13 protein-coding genes are annotated in these 13,708 nt (G+C 51.5%); 5 read left to right on the top strand and 8 right to left on the bottom strand.

Going from position 1 to position 13,708, the window contains the following annotated elements; translation table 11 throughout:
- Positions 1–19: 19 nt before the first annotated feature.
- The 4 genes from glcF to B5D58_RS01080 are packed head-to-tail and all read right to left on the bottom strand — an operon-like array spanning position 20 to position 4,802.
- Entirely contained in the window at positions 20–1,279 is a 1,260-nt protein-coding gene (gene glcF / locus B5D58_RS01095) for a glycolate oxidase subunit GlcF (RefSeq protein WP_011111294.1), read from the bottom strand.
- A 3-nt stretch (positions 1,280–1,282) separates the two neighbouring features.
- The gene (gene glcE / locus B5D58_RS01090) at positions 1,283–2,368 is read right to left on the bottom strand and encodes a glycolate oxidase subunit GlcE (RefSeq protein WP_011111295.1); all 1,086 of its coding nucleotides are present in this window, start codon (positions 2,366–2,368) and stop codon (positions 1,283–1,285) included.
- Positions 2,369–2,377: 9 nt separating this feature from the next.
- Positions 2,378–3,832, bottom strand: coding sequence for an FAD-linked oxidase C-terminal domain-containing protein (locus B5D58_RS01085; RefSeq protein ID WP_011111296.1), 1,455 nt, complete (start codon positions 3,830–3,832; stop codon positions 2,378–2,380).
- Positions 3,822–4,802: a 2-hydroxy-3-oxopropionate reductase gene (locus tag B5D58_RS01080; RefSeq protein WP_256335799.1), complete on the bottom strand. Its 981-nt coding sequence runs from the start codon at positions 4,800–4,802 to the stop codon at positions 3,822–3,824. The genes B5D58_RS01085 and B5D58_RS01080 overlap by 11 nt, the downstream gene beginning before the upstream one ends.
- A gap of 225 nt (positions 4,803–5,027) precedes the next feature.
- Between B5D58_RS01080 and rfbA the strand changes: the two genes are divergently transcribed.
- The 4 genes from rfbA to B5D58_RS01060 all read left to right on the top strand — a co-directional run bounded on the left by rfbA (position 5,028) and on the right by B5D58_RS01060 (position 8,610).
- Entirely contained in the window at positions 5,028–5,909 is an 882-nt protein-coding gene (gene rfbA / locus B5D58_RS01075) for a glucose-1-phosphate thymidylyltransferase RfbA (protein ID WP_011111298.1), read from the top strand.
- A complete protein-coding gene (rfbC, locus tag B5D58_RS01070) occupies positions 5,909–6,454 on the top strand; it encodes a dTDP-4-dehydrorhamnose 3,5-epimerase (RefSeq protein ID WP_011111299.1) in 546 nt (181 codons plus the stop codon). Before rfbA ends, rfbC begins: the two co-directional genes overlap by 1 nt.
- Positions 6,455–6,523: 69 nt before the next feature.
- Positions 6,524–7,531 (top strand): UDP-glucose 4-epimerase GalE, encoded by a 1,008-nt coding sequence (gene galE, locus B5D58_RS01065; RefSeq protein WP_011111300.1) that lies wholly within the window; start codon positions 6,524–6,526, stop codon positions 7,529–7,531.
- 164 nt (positions 7,532–7,695) lie between these two features.
- Positions 7,696–8,610, top strand: a complete 915-nt coding sequence (locus tag B5D58_RS01060) for a formate/nitrite transporter family protein (RefSeq protein ID WP_086935145.1) — start codon at positions 7,696–7,698, stop codon at positions 8,608–8,610.
- A 45-nt stretch (positions 8,611–8,655) separates the two neighbouring features.
- Here B5D58_RS01060 and B5D58_RS01055 read toward each other — a convergent pair whose 3' ends face one another.
- The 4 genes from B5D58_RS01055 to B5D58_RS01040 form a co-directional block, all read right to left on the bottom strand.
- Entirely contained in the window at positions 8,656–9,225 is a 570-nt protein-coding gene (locus tag B5D58_RS01055; RefSeq protein WP_011111302.1) for a hypothetical protein, read from the bottom strand.
- The gene (locus B5D58_RS01050; protein ID WP_011111303.1) at positions 9,209–9,838 is read right to left on the bottom strand and encodes an SCO family protein; all 630 of its coding nucleotides are present in this window, start codon (positions 9,836–9,838) and stop codon (positions 9,209–9,211) included. The genes B5D58_RS01055 and B5D58_RS01050 overlap by 17 nt, the downstream gene beginning before the upstream one ends.
- Positions 9,839–9,931: 93 nt before the next feature.
- Entirely contained in the window at positions 9,932–11,410 is a 1,479-nt protein-coding gene (locus tag B5D58_RS01045) for a cbb3-type cytochrome c oxidase subunit I (protein ID WP_011111304.1), read from the bottom strand.
- A 44-nt stretch (positions 11,411–11,454) separates the two neighbouring features.
- Positions 11,455–11,979 (bottom strand): cupredoxin domain-containing protein, encoded by a 525-nt coding sequence (locus tag B5D58_RS01040; RefSeq protein ID WP_011111305.1) that lies wholly within the window; start codon positions 11,977–11,979, stop codon positions 11,455–11,457.
- 290 nt (positions 11,980–12,269) lie between these two features.
- Between B5D58_RS01040 and leuC the strand changes: the two genes are divergently transcribed.
- Positions 12,270–13,682 (top strand): 3-isopropylmalate dehydratase large subunit, encoded by a 1,413-nt coding sequence (leuC, locus tag B5D58_RS01035; RefSeq protein WP_011111306.1) that lies wholly within the window; start codon positions 12,270–12,272, stop codon positions 13,680–13,682.
- The last annotated feature ends 26 nt before the right edge of the window (positions 13,683–13,708 follow it).

The following is a 13,708-nucleotide window of genomic DNA, read 5'->3' as shown; positions in this document are numbered from 1 at the left end:
CTGATTTTTATTTCAGCAGTTACCCGGTCAGGGTTTCATCCAGCAGTTCAATCCAGTGGCGCACAGGCAGCGAAGTGCCGCCTTGCAGGTGCATCTGGCAGCCGATATTGGCGGTAACTACCAGATCAGGGTTCTCCATGGTTAATGCAGCGATTTTATTGTCGCGCAACTGGCGGGAAAGTTTGGGTTGCAGGATGGAATAGGTGCCTGCTGAACCGCAACAGAGGTGGGGATCAGCAACTTTGGTCAGGTTGAAGCCTGCCGCTTGCAGAACCGGTTCGACTTTTCCTTTCAGCTTCATGCCGTGCTGCAAGGTGCAGGGGGCGTGAAAGGCAAGATTGCGTGGAGATGAGGATTTCGATGTCGCTTTTTCTGCTTCCAGTAGCGGGATCAGTGTGGAAGCTTCGGCCGTGATGATTTCGCTGATATCCCGGGTCAGGCTGGAGATCTTTGCAGCTTTTTCGGCATAATCCGGATCGTGTTGCAGCAGGTGTCCGTAATCCTTGACAGTGACACCGCAGCCGCTGGCCGTGACGATAATGGCCTCAACCGGATTCTCGGATCGCGTGACAAAAGGCCACCATGCATCGATATTGCGGCGCATGGCGTTCAACCCTTCTTCCTGTGCATTGAGATGGTAGGCAAGTGCGCCGCAGCAGCCAGCTTGTTCTGCAGCCATCACTGCAATACCGAGCCGATCCAGCACACGTGTGGTGGCATGGTTGGTGTTGGGCGTCAGCGCCGGTTGTACGCAGCCGGCGAGTATCAGCATGGAGCGCGTGTGGGTTTTGCCGGAGGGGCTGCGTGCGGTTACCGGTTTCGGGAATATCGTCTTTTTCAGGCGGGCAGGGAGTAGTGGCCGACCCATACGGGCAACGCCCATGAGAGTGCTGAAAAGGGTGCGGTTGGGCAGCAATTTGCGCAGGGCATAACGCTTGAAGGTGGCATAAGGGGTGCGTTGAATTTGCTGTTCGACCATGCCTCGGCCGATATCGAGCAGATGCCCGTACTGTACACCGGATGGACAGGTGGTTTCACAGGCGCGGCAGGTCAGGCAGCGATCGAGATGCAGCTGGGTTTTTTCAGTGACTTCCTGGCCTTCCAGCATCTGCTTGATCAGATAAATTCGCCCGCGCGGGCTGTCCAGCTCGTTTCCCAGCAGCTGATAGGTGGGGCAGGTCGCGAGACAGAAACCGCAATGCACACAACTGCGCAGAATGGCATCTGCTTCTTGTCCTTCCGGCGTGTCTTTGATCAGATCAGTCAAACGGGTTTGCATGGCTCAAAACTCGGTATACAGTCGTTGTGGATTGAGGATACCTGCTGGATCGAACTGCTGTTTCAGACGTCGGTGGATTTTCAGCAGAGCAGGGGAAAGCGGGTGAAATACAGGAATCGCTGTTTTATTGCCGTGAAACAGGGTGGCGTGACCACCGGCATCCGCAGCGTGTTTGCGGATTACGGCAGCATCAGTATCTTCATCTGTGACGAACCAGCGCAGTGCACCGCCCCATTCGATCAGCTGTTTACCCGGCAGTGAAAGCGGGGGAGTGGTCGGCTTGATCGACAGGCGCCACAGTGATTTTTCGGCGGATTTTCCTTCCTGGAAAAACGGGTGAGTATGATCTCTGATCGATTCCCAGAAATCATCCTTGTCTTTGATTTCATCCCCCCCCAGTCTGGCATGCGCGGTTTGCACGGCAGATTCGGCGCCGGAAAGCCGGACGTAAAGCTGATCATTATGAAAACAGGTGGCGGAAATCGGCAGTGGTTCAGCTGTGCAGCGACGCATGATTGCCAGGGCTTCGGGTGTGCTGGCCTGGAAGCGAAGGGTGCGTTCTACTGCCGGTTTGGGAAGCACTTTAAGCGATATTTCGAGCAATACGCCCAATGTACCCATTGCACCTGTCATGAGACGAGACACATCATAGCCGGCAACATTCTTCATCACCCGCCCGCCAAAAGACAGGATACTTCCCTGGCCATCCAGCAGTTTGGTACCTAATACATAGTCACGCACCGCACCGGTATAGGCCCGTCTGGGGCCGGACAATCCGGCTGCGACACACCCGCCCAGTGTGGCAGCCGTGCTGAAATGAGGAGGCTCGAAAGCCAGCATCTGGCTGTGATCGTGCAACAGCTTTTCCAGCTCGGCCAGTGGTGTTCCGGAGCGAGCGGTGATCACCAGTTCGCTCGGTTCATAATCGACGACTCCCTGCCAGGTGGACGTATCGAGTATGGAAGAATGCTGTAAAGCCTGCGGATTGCCGTAAAAATCCTTGCTGCCGCCACCGCGGATGCGCAGCGGCTGTTTATTTTCGATTGCCGCGTTGATAGTGTCGATGAAATGATCGGGAAGGGTTTGCATGACAAAAAATTAGAATCTGGGTATTTCCGGGAATTTTTCAGCTCCCCGGTGTATGTGCATGGCACCGAATTCGGCACAGCGGTGCAGCTCGGGAATTGCTTTGCCTGGATTGAGCAGTGATTGCGGATCGAATGCTGCTTTGATCGCATGGAACCGGTTGCGCTCGGCATCATTGAATTGCAGGCACATCTGGTTGAGTTTCTCGATTCCCACGCCGTGTTCGCCGGTCAGCGATCCGCCTGCTTCGATGCAGATCTCCAGTATTCGCGCCCCGAATGCTTCTGCCTTTTGCAGTTCACCCGGCTGGTTGGCATCATACAGAATCAGGGGATGCAAATTGCCATCTCCCGCATGAAATACATTCATGCAGCGCAGGCCATATTCTGCCGAGAGCTGTTCGATTTGTTCCAGCACGTGTGCCAGATGCTTGCGTGGAATGGTGCCATCCATGCAGTAGTAATCTGGTGAAACTCTGCCTGCTGCCGGGAAGGCTGCTTTTCGTCCGGCCCAGAAGCGCTGCCGTTCGGCTTCATCCTGCGCAAGGCTGATCCGGGTAGCCCCGCTTGCCTGCAGAATGGTGCGTATCCGCTCGATTTCATCAGCGACTTCTTCCGCCATACCATCGGATTCACACAGCAGAATTGCCGCTCCTTCGAGGTCGTAACCCGCATGCACGAAATCTTCGACGGCGTGAATGGTGATCTTGTCCATCATCTCCATACCGGCTGGAATGATACCGGCCTGAATGACGCTGGCGACGGCTTCTCCAGCTTTTCTGACATCGTCGAACACTGCCATGACCAGTTTTACCGTTTCCGGTTTGGGCAGCAGTCTGACCGTAATCTCGGTGACGATCCCCAGCATGCCTTCACTGCCTGTCATCAGTGCGAGCAGATCGAAACCGGGACTGTCGAGTGCATCTGCACCGATTTCCAGCAGATCTCCTTCGATCGTCAATACACGCAGCCGCAAGATATTGTGGACGGTCAGTCCGTATTTGAGACAGTGCACACCTCCTGAATTTTCTGCCACGTTCCCGCCGATACTGCAGGCGATCTGGGAAGAAGGGTCAGGCGCGTAATACATTCCATAATATGCAGCCGCTTCGCTGATGGCCAGGTTACGGACACCGGGCTGCACACGCGCAGTACCGGCTGCAGGATCGATTTCCAGAATATGGTTCAATCTGGCTAATGACAGTAAAACACCTTCTGCGTGAGGGAGTGCGCCCCCAGACAAACCGGTGCCGGACCCACGTGCTACCACCGGAATACGTTCGGCCTGGCAGGTTTGCAGGATAGCGGCAATTTCAGCCTCGGTTCGCGGCAGCACGACGATCATTGGTAGCTGCCGATAGGCGGACAGGGCGTCGCATTCATACGGTCTCAAATCCTCTGCCTCGTGCAATATGGCTTCCGCAGGCAGAAATTTGCGGAAGGCTTCGATCAGCTGGTTAGTGTTCATGGGCAGATTCAGTGGAGGTATCGAGGGTATGTCCGGCCAGTTGTTCGAGGATGCGCACGATGGCTGAACTGTCCTGTTGCGCATCTCCTTGCGCAATGCTGGCATTATAGAGCGATTGAACCAGTGCAGTGCCTGGCAGGCTGACACCCAGTTCCGTGGCGCAATCCAGTGCGATGCCGAGATCCTTCCGGTGCAGATCGACCCGGAAACCGGGAGTGAAGGCATGTTTGATCATGCGTTCTCCATGTACTTCCAGGATGCGCGAGGCGGCAAACCCTCCCAGCAGGGCCTGTCTGACTTTATTGGGATCAGCTCCGGCTCTGGAAGCTAATACCAGGGCTTCAGCCACAGCCTCAAGTGTCAGGGCCGCGATGATCTGGTTGGCCGCCTTGCAGACCTGGCCAGTGCCCGGATCACCGATTCGCGTGACAGTTTTGCCCATCAACGCCAGTATCGGCTCGATTTCCGCAAAAACTGCCTCGGTTGCCCCGACCATGATCGTGAGGGTGGCATTCTGTGCACCAATATCTCCACCTGATACCGGGGCATCCGCGTACTCGTGGCCGAGCTGCCTGATTCGTGTAACGAAATCCCGGGTTCTGATCGGGGAAATCGTGCTCATGTCGATGATGATTTTCGACCGAGGCGGGTTCGCAGACAGCCCTTGTGCCACTCCGTTTTCGGCAAACAGCACCTTTTCAACATCAGGTGTATCCGGCAACATCAGGATGATGATATCCGCTTGTTCAGCCACAGCCCTGGGGGTGGGGCAGGCCAGCCCACCCGGCACTGTCAGCTCAGCAGGTATGCCACTGCGTGAGTTGAGATAAACCGGGTATCCTCCCCGGATGAGATGGCCGGCCATGGGTTTTCCCATGATACCCAGGCCGATGAAACCGATCGTTGTCATGTGAACAGTATTACCGAGAAAATGGGTTTTATCTGCCGTTAAGCGATCCCGGTAAAACAGGTAGACTGTCCGGTGATTCGGCTGGCTTTGGATCTGTCAATTTATCTGAATCCGTGTGCTGGCAGCAAGCAGTCGTAGTATAGCAGCCAGCCTTTCGTGAATTGATCCTATCTGCAAGAATCCGTATATTTCCAGGTTCTTCCGGTTTTGCTGGCTGAGTACCGTTATTTCATCAGCAGGAATATCCTGGATTACGTATCCGAAAAATATTCAAGGAATAAATACATGACACGCAGAGGCCTCATCCTTGCGGGAGGGTCCGGTACCCGGCTGCATCCGGCGACGCTTGCACTGAGCAAGCAGTTGTTGCCGGTATTCGACAAACCCATGATTTATTATCCGCTCAGCACCCTGATGCTGGCAGGCATACGCGATATTCTCATTATCAGCACGCCGCAGGACACCCCTCGTTTTCAGCAACTGCTGGGTGACGGAGAACAATGGGGGCTGAATCTGCAATATGCCGTGCAACCTTCACCCGACGGCCTCGCACAGGCTTTTCTGATTGGCGAGGATTTCATTGGTAACCATCCTTCTGCACTGGTGCTGGGAGATAACATTTTCTACGGCCATGATCTCCAGCGTCTGCTGACTCATGCCATGATGCGCACCGAAGGAGCCAGCGTATTCGCTTATCATGTGCATGATCCGGAACGTTATGGTGTAGTCGAGTTCAATGCACAGGGCAAGGTATTGTCACTGGAAGAAAAACCGATACAACCAAGATCCAGTTATGCGGTGACCGGGCTGTATTTTTATGATACGCAGGTCGTCGATCATGCCAAAGCGCTCAAACCTTCAGCACGCGGCGAACTGGAAATCACCGATCTCAACCGTCTTTATCTCGAACAGGGCAACCTCAGCGTGGAAATCATGGGGCGCGGCTACGCCTGGCTGGATACCGGTACGCATGCAACCCTGCTCGATGCCAGTCAGTTCATCGCTACCCTGGAAAACCGGCAGGGTCTGAAAGTTGCCTGTCCGGAAGAAATTGCCTACCGGCAAGGATGGATAGATGCAGCCCGGCTGGAAATGCTGGCCCAATTACTGGCTAAAAATGGTTATGGTCAGTATCTGCTGAAAATACTCAGGGAAAATGTGTTCTGATGAAAGTAACTCCTTTTGCTATTCCGGAAGTCGTACTCATCGAACCCAAAGTATTTGGTGATGAACGCGGCTTCTTTTTTGAAAGTTTCAACCAGGCCCGGTTTGAAGAAACTGTCGGCAGGGAAATCAATTTTGTGCAGGATAATCACAGTCGCAGCGTGAAGAATGTCCTGCGCGGTCTTCACTACCAGATACAGCAACCGCAGGGAAAACTGGTGCGGGTGGTGCAGGGTGAAGTTTTCGACGTGGCAGTCGATTTGCGCAAAAGCAGCCCGACCTTTGGCCGATGGGTGGGCCAGGTTCTTTCTGCAGAAAACAAACATCAGCTCTGGATACCTGAAGGATTCGCCCATGGCTTTGTCGTACTGAGTGATACCGCAGAGTTTCTTTATAAGACGACGGATTACTATGCGCCTGCCCATGAGCGTTGTCTGCTCTGGAATGATCCAGTGCTCAATATCCAGTGGCCACTTGGGATTGCGCCTGTTCTTTCAGCCAAAGATACTCAGGGCAAGCCATTCAGCGAGGCGGAAGTATTCGCCTGATGCGATTTATTTTTCCGGTGCAGCAGGCGCAGTTGTCTGCCGAATCTGATCTGAAAGTGAGAGATTGATATGAACGTTCTCGTTACCGGCGGTGCCGGTTACATTGGTTCTCATACCTGTGTCGAATTATTGACGGCCGGGTATGAAGTAGTGATATTCGATAATTTCTGTAACAGTCATCCAGAGGCATTGCGCCGTATCGAACAGATCACCAGTAAGAAAATCACTATCGTCACAGGCGATATACGTAATCAGGTTGCGATAGAAAAAGCGTTGAAAGATTACGGATGTGAGGCTGTGATTCACTTTGCCGGGCTCAAGGCGGTAGGAGAATCGGTCGAAAAGCCGCTCGAATACTATGACAATAACGTCATCGGTACTCACCGGCTGCTGGCAGCAATGCAAAATTGTGGTGTCTATACACTGGTTTTCAGTTCCTCGGCGACGGTTTACGGTGAGCCGCAGCGTCTGCCTCTGACGGAAGATCATCCGTTGTCCGCTACCAATCCGTATGGCCGCAGCAAGCTTATCATCGAGGAAATGTTGCGCGATGTGTATCGGGCTGATCCTCGATTTCGTATCGCCATTCTGCGTTATTTCAATCCTGTCGGGGCGCATGATAGCGGCCTGATTGGTGAAGATCCGCAGGGTATCCCCAATAATCTGATGCCTTTCGTTGCGCAGGTTGCCGTGGGGCGGCGTGAATATCTGAATGTATGGGGGAGTGATTACCCGACGCATGATGGAACCGGTGTGCGAGATTATATTCACGTCGTGGATCTTGCGCTGGGGCATCTCGGTGCACTGGATTACCTTACCGTGCCGCAATGTATGGCAATCAATCTGGGTACAGGCATTGGCTACAGTGTTCTGGACGTGATCAAGGCCTTTGAGGAGGCCAGCAGCCGGCAGATAGATTATCGGCTTGCATCCAGACGATCCGGTGATGTAGCTGCCTGCTACGCAAACCCTGCACTTGCTGAGAAGCTGCTGAGGTGGAAAGCACAACGCGATCTTGCTGTGATGTGCAGGGACCACTGGCGCTGGCAGAAGAACAATCCGGCAGGGTATGTATGAATCGATACCCTGGTGAGCATCGTTGTAAATGATCGTAACCTGCTAAATAAGCAGAACTATTTTCTTGCCGGCCCTTCCGGGATATGGCAAAATTCCGCCCGCCGTGCAGTTTTTGTGCACGACTTGACCATCATCAATTCCCTCAATTAACTCATCTCAAAAATATGAAAGAATCTGAACAACCATCGATCATTCTGAATGAACGGGTCATCCAATCCAGCATTGCTGCAGAGACTATGTCAACGGGTGGTTCTGTAGCCAGTGCTCCGGTCAAAGTGAGCAATGAGCCAACTGCAGTCATTGACAGTGTCTCACCTATACAGATGGGACATGATCTTGTCGAAGACGCAACGAAAAAGAAAAAATTCAAAGTTGGCCAGATTCTGATAAGGGGGTTCTTATGCACTCCTTTTCTGGCCTATGCCACGGCATTGTGCGCGTTGCTGGTTTCACAAGGCTGGCCAACGGCAGCAGCCGGCCTGCTTTTCCCGGCAGGCTACGTGATGTTGTCGATATTGGGTCTGGAGATGGCGACAGGTAGTTTTTCAGTGATGCCGATGGGACTCTTTGCCGGCAGATTTGGATTGGGGAGTGTGATACGCAACTGGTCCTGGACGTTTGTCGCCAATCTGATTGGTGGTGTTTTCTTTGCGTACCTGCTTTGGTTCTCACTGACCAAAGGAGGAGCAGTCGAACCTCCAGGGGTTCTCACTACACTGGCGCATCTTGCAGAAAAAAAGGCTTCCTATGCAGGGTATGGGGTGAACGGCTGGTTTGCAGCCATTGGTATGGGAATACTGTGTAACTGGCTGGTGAGTCTTGCTCCGGTTTTTGCCAAAGGATCGCGCAGTGTGCCTGGTAAGATCATGTTAATGTGGTTACCGCTTGCGACCTTCTTCTCACTTGGTTTTGAGCACGCGGTGGTTAATATGTTTGTCTTCCCGATTGGCATTCTGTCGGGTGCAGATGTGACGATTTCCCAGTGGTGGTTGTGGAATCAGATTCCCGTCACGATAGGCAATATGCTGGGAGCGGTGATATTCAATTCAACCTTGTGGTATCGCACGCACAGGGCATAAAGTAAAGACTGCAGTGATCTGCCGGATGGTGGATCACTGCAAGTTTCAGGTATTGATGATTTTGGTTCCAAACATTACTCGAAGCGTCCAGGCGATTGCCCAGGCACTTCCAATCAGTAGCAGTAACTGCCCTAGAACACGCTGATCACTCAAGAGATAATTTGCGCAGAGACGATCGGGCAGATCGAGATAGAGCCACCCCAGACGCATGAAAGTAGCCCAGAATTCCAGTTTCAGGACACCTTGTGCAATCGGATTGAGCTGGGGCCAGCTTACTCCCAGTGCGATACCCATCGCCGGGACGGTGATGAATTTTCCCAGCTCCACGTACCATTCGGATACAGCAGCATCCAGTGCGCGTGGCAGCATCCAATAGGTCATGATCACAATGGCGAGAGCCATGCCTGTTATTCCCCACCGGTTCCATGGAGCTATTTTGTTGCTCCAGCTTTCAGGCAGTGTTCTGCCGAATATCCATCCGATGACTGTCAGTGCCGGGAGCTGAACGAGCATGTGCGTTACCATGCTCTGTTCCAGAAAGCGCTGCATCGGGGGAAGGGTAAGTATGATGAATGCTGCCAGAAGCAGCCATTCCGGTTTAATTTTCAGACGCATTATCCTTCCCCTCCAATGCCTGATTCAGGTAGGCGCGTAGTTCATCCATCTGTTCCATTCCAAAAATAGCGACCAGTTTTCCATCCGGGTTGATGATATGGTAACCGGCAGAGTGTGTATAACCACCGTACTCATCAGGAATGACGATCACTTTAAAGAAATCGAGGATAGCTTCTTTCTGGGACGGGCTGGTTGGCCGGGCAGCTACCCAGTTTTTGAAATCAGCAGAAAAATGACTTAAATGTTCTTTCAGTCTTTGGGGCGTATCTTTTTCCGGATCGAAGGTGATACTGAGAAAGCGCAGCTTGTCTGATTTTCCCTCGTCAGAGAAATCTTTTTGCAGATTCTTGAGGTTGCCGCTAAGTATCAAACATACGCTGGGACAACTTGTATAGATGAAATCTACAACAATGAGATGCCCATGCCAGTTTTGAAAAGTGAAGGTTTCTGCATCCTGATTCTGCAGTTGCCAATCGGGTACAGAACGGGGATTTTCACGAATTTCAAGGCGGCGTGCTTCTTCAGCTGTAAAAGCACGCCCTCCATCGGTACTTATCCAAAGAATGAGTGTTCCTGAGATGGCTACGAAAAGTGTTGCCAGGAAAGTCCTCATTCCTTTTTCCTCCTATGTGAGGGGGTATCGATTATCCCTGCCAGATTCCGGCAATTCTCCATTCATACAGGAGAAATTGCCGGTGTTTCTGTTTTAACGAGGGTTGCTGGCGCCTGGCAAACTGACCAGTGCACGAATGATGAACAACAACATTCCCAGAACAACCAGTGCAGCGGCAACAGTTCCTACCTGAGCAAAACTGACCCATTCAGGCATGTGTGCTGCCCAGCGGCGAGGAATACTGCTTGCACCGCTGGCGAGGAAGACCATGGATGTCATGAATGCACCGATCAGATAGGCATAGAAACCAAGTTTGTCGGTTGCTTTAGGTTGTTCTTTACTGTCACCTTCACCCGCCAGAAAGTAGGCGAAGCCGATGAGCATCGGCAGTAATCCCAGCAGCAGGTAGAAATGGAAATGACCAGGTACCCACAGTGTGTTGTGGAAAGCACGGTTAACCGTAACCATTGCATCCAGAATCGCAGGGATTACACCAGCCCACCAGCCAAACATGGATAAGAACAGCAGTTTGGCCGAAGTGGTCCATTTGATACCTGAACGGTATACGATCATCAGGGCACCGTAGCCGGTAACCACCATCACTGGAATACCACTGCCAAAAGAAAGCACCTGTCCTACTACGAGTGCCCAATTCGGCATCGCGAAGTCCATCATGAGGTGGTGTGGATAGACACCCATTACCATGAATACAATCGCAAACCAGGCTGCATAAAATGGTTTATTGGTTTTCCATGGACGACCAGTGTAGCGTGGCAGGAGTTCATAAACAGCGATGACTGATGCGTAGATAGTGGCATTGATGACAACGTGACCAAAGAAGTAGATCAGGTTTTTCATCAGCAGCGCATCTGGCTTGAATTCAGGATAGAACAGATTGATCAGTCCCATCACCAGTACCACGGCACCTGCAGCGATACCCATAAAATTGACAATCAATACCATTGTGCTGGCAACTACTGCCGCTGGATGTTTGTAGTCTACCGGCTCTTTACCGAAAAGCTGGGTAAGTCCCAGTGCACGAGCCAGACTGCCGTAGCGAGCCAGAATGGCACGGCCAAAGTCCAGATAGAGGATAAGGAAGCCGACTCCGATGATAAGCAGACCAGCTTGAAACAGTGCTGCTGCACCATTCGACCAGGCACCCATTGAAATGGCGGGTAGCGGGAAGAGGAACGTCCATGCACCACCATATTTACCAACGAAAATGGAGCCGAGGATCAGCACGACACCTGTCAGAAAAATAAAGAAGTTCGTCCAGAAAATCCCGTTGCTCAGACGAACGTACTGACGCAGGAAATACCACTGTACACCGGTTGATGTGATCATTGCCGCACCCACAACGCCTACACCGTGCACAGTCATAATCTGATAAAACAGATCAGCGCCAATTTCCAACCAGGTACCTTGCGCTGCACGCATGGTAAAGCCTGCAATCATCATTAATAAAAATACTAAAAATCCCGCAATTAAATGGGATTTGACGGCGATCAATGCATTCCGATTTTCCGGGTCGGAATACTCAATCTTTCCATTTACTTCAGTTGCACTCATTGTGTCCTCCAATACGTTTTTAGCTGTATTAAATGTTGTACTAATTATTCAACGGTCAATTCGCTAATCATGGCGTGATGTGCCAGACCACAATATTCCAGACAAAGAATTTTATATTTTCCGGGTTTGTCGAACGTATGAATAAGCTTATTGGTGTAACCCGGCATCGCCTGAGTTTGGGCAACTAATGTCAGTTTTTCATCGTAGATACCGAAACCATGGTTGACATCAGCAGAAGACACTTGAAATTCAACCGGTTGGCCTGCCTTTACGGTAGAAGGTGTCATTATCCAATACCATTGATGGCTATCCACAGTGACATTTTGATAGTCACCACCCGAGTATTCTTTTTTCTGATCGGGTGTTGGAAATGGATTCGTTGAAAGCACAGAGACGGTAATTCCTAATACAAGCAGAAAAAGAAACCATTTGCTGCGTACACCGTACCATTTTTTTGTGATTGACGGATAATCCGGATCAGCTTCCTTCGAATTGGCAATCACAAAATAAAAGACTGCGATGACCAAACCGATACCCACGAGTGTGATGGCATAAACTGTTGAGATCATTTTAAACTTTCCCCCTCCTTGTTTGTTAAACAAGTCGCGGAATCTACATTTGATAAAAGTTGCTGTCAACAGTTAATTATCGAAGGTCAAAATCCATTTTTGTCTTGTGGTTTATTGAGTTAGCGTTGATCGACCCCGGAATAAAAAGGGCATTTTTGCATTGGACGAGATGATGTTTTTAGCTTCTTCACCGGGTATGCCATTGCACTGCCGGCACAGAGATTCTGTTACTGAAATGGGCTTTATGGGATAATTGCGCGCATACGGCTGGTACTCATATCTGGATCAAAATGAAAACGTTATATGACAAACTCTGGAGTGACCATGTAGTGCATGCGGAATCGGATGATCCGAATGGCATGGTTATTCTGTATATCGATCGCCATCTGGTACATGAAGTTACCAGCCCTCAGGCTTTTGAGAGCCTGAAGCTGGCCGGACGCAAACCCTGGCGGACTGGCTCGATTCTGGCGGTAGCCGATCATAATGTTCCAACGACGGATCGAAGCAGTGGTATCAGCGATCCTGTATCCCGTTTACAAGTCGAAACGCTGGATCAGAATTGTGAGGAATTCGCGATTACCGAATTCAGAATGAACGATGAACGTCAGGGAATCGTTCATGTGATCGGGCCTGAGCAAGGTGCGACACTGCCTGGTATGACCGTGGTGTGTGGAGATTCCCATACCAGTACACATGGGGCATTTGCTTGTCTGGCATTTGGTATCGGGACATCCGAGGTTGAACATGTTCTGGCGACACAATGTCTGGTTGCCCGGAAATCCAAAACTATGCTGGTCAGGGTCGAAGGGGATCTGCCACCTGGTGTGACGGCCAAAGATATTGCACTGGCTGTTATTGGTGAAATAGGTACGGCCGGCGGTACGGGTTATGCCATTGAATTTGCCGGCAGTGCGATACGATCGCTTTCCATGGAAGGCCGGATGACGCTCTGCAATATGGCGATCGAGGCGGGTGCCCGTGCAGGTATGGTTGGAGCGGATGAGGTTACGATCGATTATATCAAGGGGAGACCCTTTGCCCCGCAGGGAGCACTGTGGGATCAGGCGGTGGCTTACTGGCGTACATTGAAAAGTGATGAAGATGCGGTGTTCGATCGGATGGTGGAATTGAAGGCAGTCAACATCAAACCGCAGGTAACCTGGGGCACCTCACCAGAAATGGTGACTACTGTGGATGGGTATGTGCCCGATCCTGCGGATATCAGCGATCCGACCAAACGCCATGATGTCGAACATGCACTCGGGTATATGGGACTGAAGCCGAAGATGCCCATTCAGGAAATAACGCTGGATAAAGTTTTCATTGGTTCCTGTACCAATTCACGTATCGAAGATCTGCGCGCAGCAGCAGAAATCGTCAAAGGAAAACGGATTGCCCCGAATATCAGGCTGGCTATGGTGGTCCCTGGTTCCGGTCTGGTCAAATCGATGGCCGAGAAGGAGGGGCTGGATAAAATTTTTCTGTCGGCGGGATTCGAATGGCGCGAACCCGGATGTTCGATGTGCCTGGCCATGAATGATGACAGATTGTTACCTGGAGAGCGTTGTGCCTCGACTTCCAATCGTAATTTTGAAGGCCGGCAAGGCCCCGGCGGGCGAACACATCTCGTCAGCCCTGCCATGGCAGCCGCTGCTGCAATAGCTGGCCATTTCGTTGATGTGCGTTCTTTTATTCGGTAAGTGAGGTTTTTTTATTTTTAAAGGAG

It is taken from the genome of Nitrosomonas europaea (assembly GCF_900167395.1).
GTDB lineage: Bacteria > Pseudomonadota > Gammaproteobacteria > Burkholderiales > Nitrosomonadaceae > Nitrosomonas > Nitrosomonas europaea.
Note: the sequence above shows the minus strand (reverse complement) of the source record. Positions and strands in the feature narration are given on the sequence as shown.

Bases quoted from the DNA above. Each gene is read 5' to 3' on its own strand.
- B5D58_RS01055 (WP_011111302.1), bottom strand. From the start codon at position 9,225: ATGCGTCTGAAAATTAAACCGGAATGGCTGCTTCTGGCAGCATTCATC.
- galE (WP_011111300.1), top strand. From the start codon at position 6,524: ATGAACGTTCTCGTTACCGGCGGTGCCGGTTACATTGGTTCTCATACC.
- B5D58_RS01040 (WP_011111305.1), bottom strand. From the start codon at position 11,979: ATGATCTCAACAGTTTATGCCATCACACTCGTGGGTATCGGTTTGGTC.
- rfbA (WP_011111298.1), top strand. From the start codon at position 5,028: ATGACACGCAGAGGCCTCATCCTTGCGGGAGGGTCCGGTACCCGGCTG.
- leuC (WP_011111306.1), top strand. From the start codon at position 12,270: ATGAAAACGTTATATGACAAACTCTGGAGTGACCATGTAGTGCATGCG.
- glcE (WP_011111295.1), bottom strand. From the start codon at position 2,368: ATGCAAACCCTTCCCGATCATTTCATCGACACTATCAACGCGGCAATC.
- B5D58_RS01045 (WP_011111304.1), bottom strand. From the start codon at position 11,410: ATGAGTGCAACTGAAGTAAATGGAAAGATTGAGTATTCCGACCCGGAA.
- B5D58_RS01050 (WP_011111303.1), bottom strand. From the start codon at position 9,838: ATGAGGACTTTCCTGGCAACACTTTTCGTAGCCATCTCAGGAACACTC.
- B5D58_RS01085 (WP_011111296.1), bottom strand. From the start codon at position 3,832: ATGAACACTAACCAGCTGATCGAAGCCTTCCGCAAATTTCTGCCTGCG.
- B5D58_RS01060 (WP_086935145.1), top strand. From the start codon at position 7,696: ATGAAAGAATCTGAACAACCATCGATCATTCTGAATGAACGGGTCATC.
- glcF (WP_011111294.1), bottom strand. From the start codon at position 1,279: ATGCAAACCCGTTTGACTGATCTGATCAAAGACACGCCGGAAGGACAA.
- rfbC (WP_011111299.1), top strand. From the start codon at position 5,909: ATGAAAGTAACTCCTTTTGCTATTCCGGAAGTCGTACTCATCGAACCC.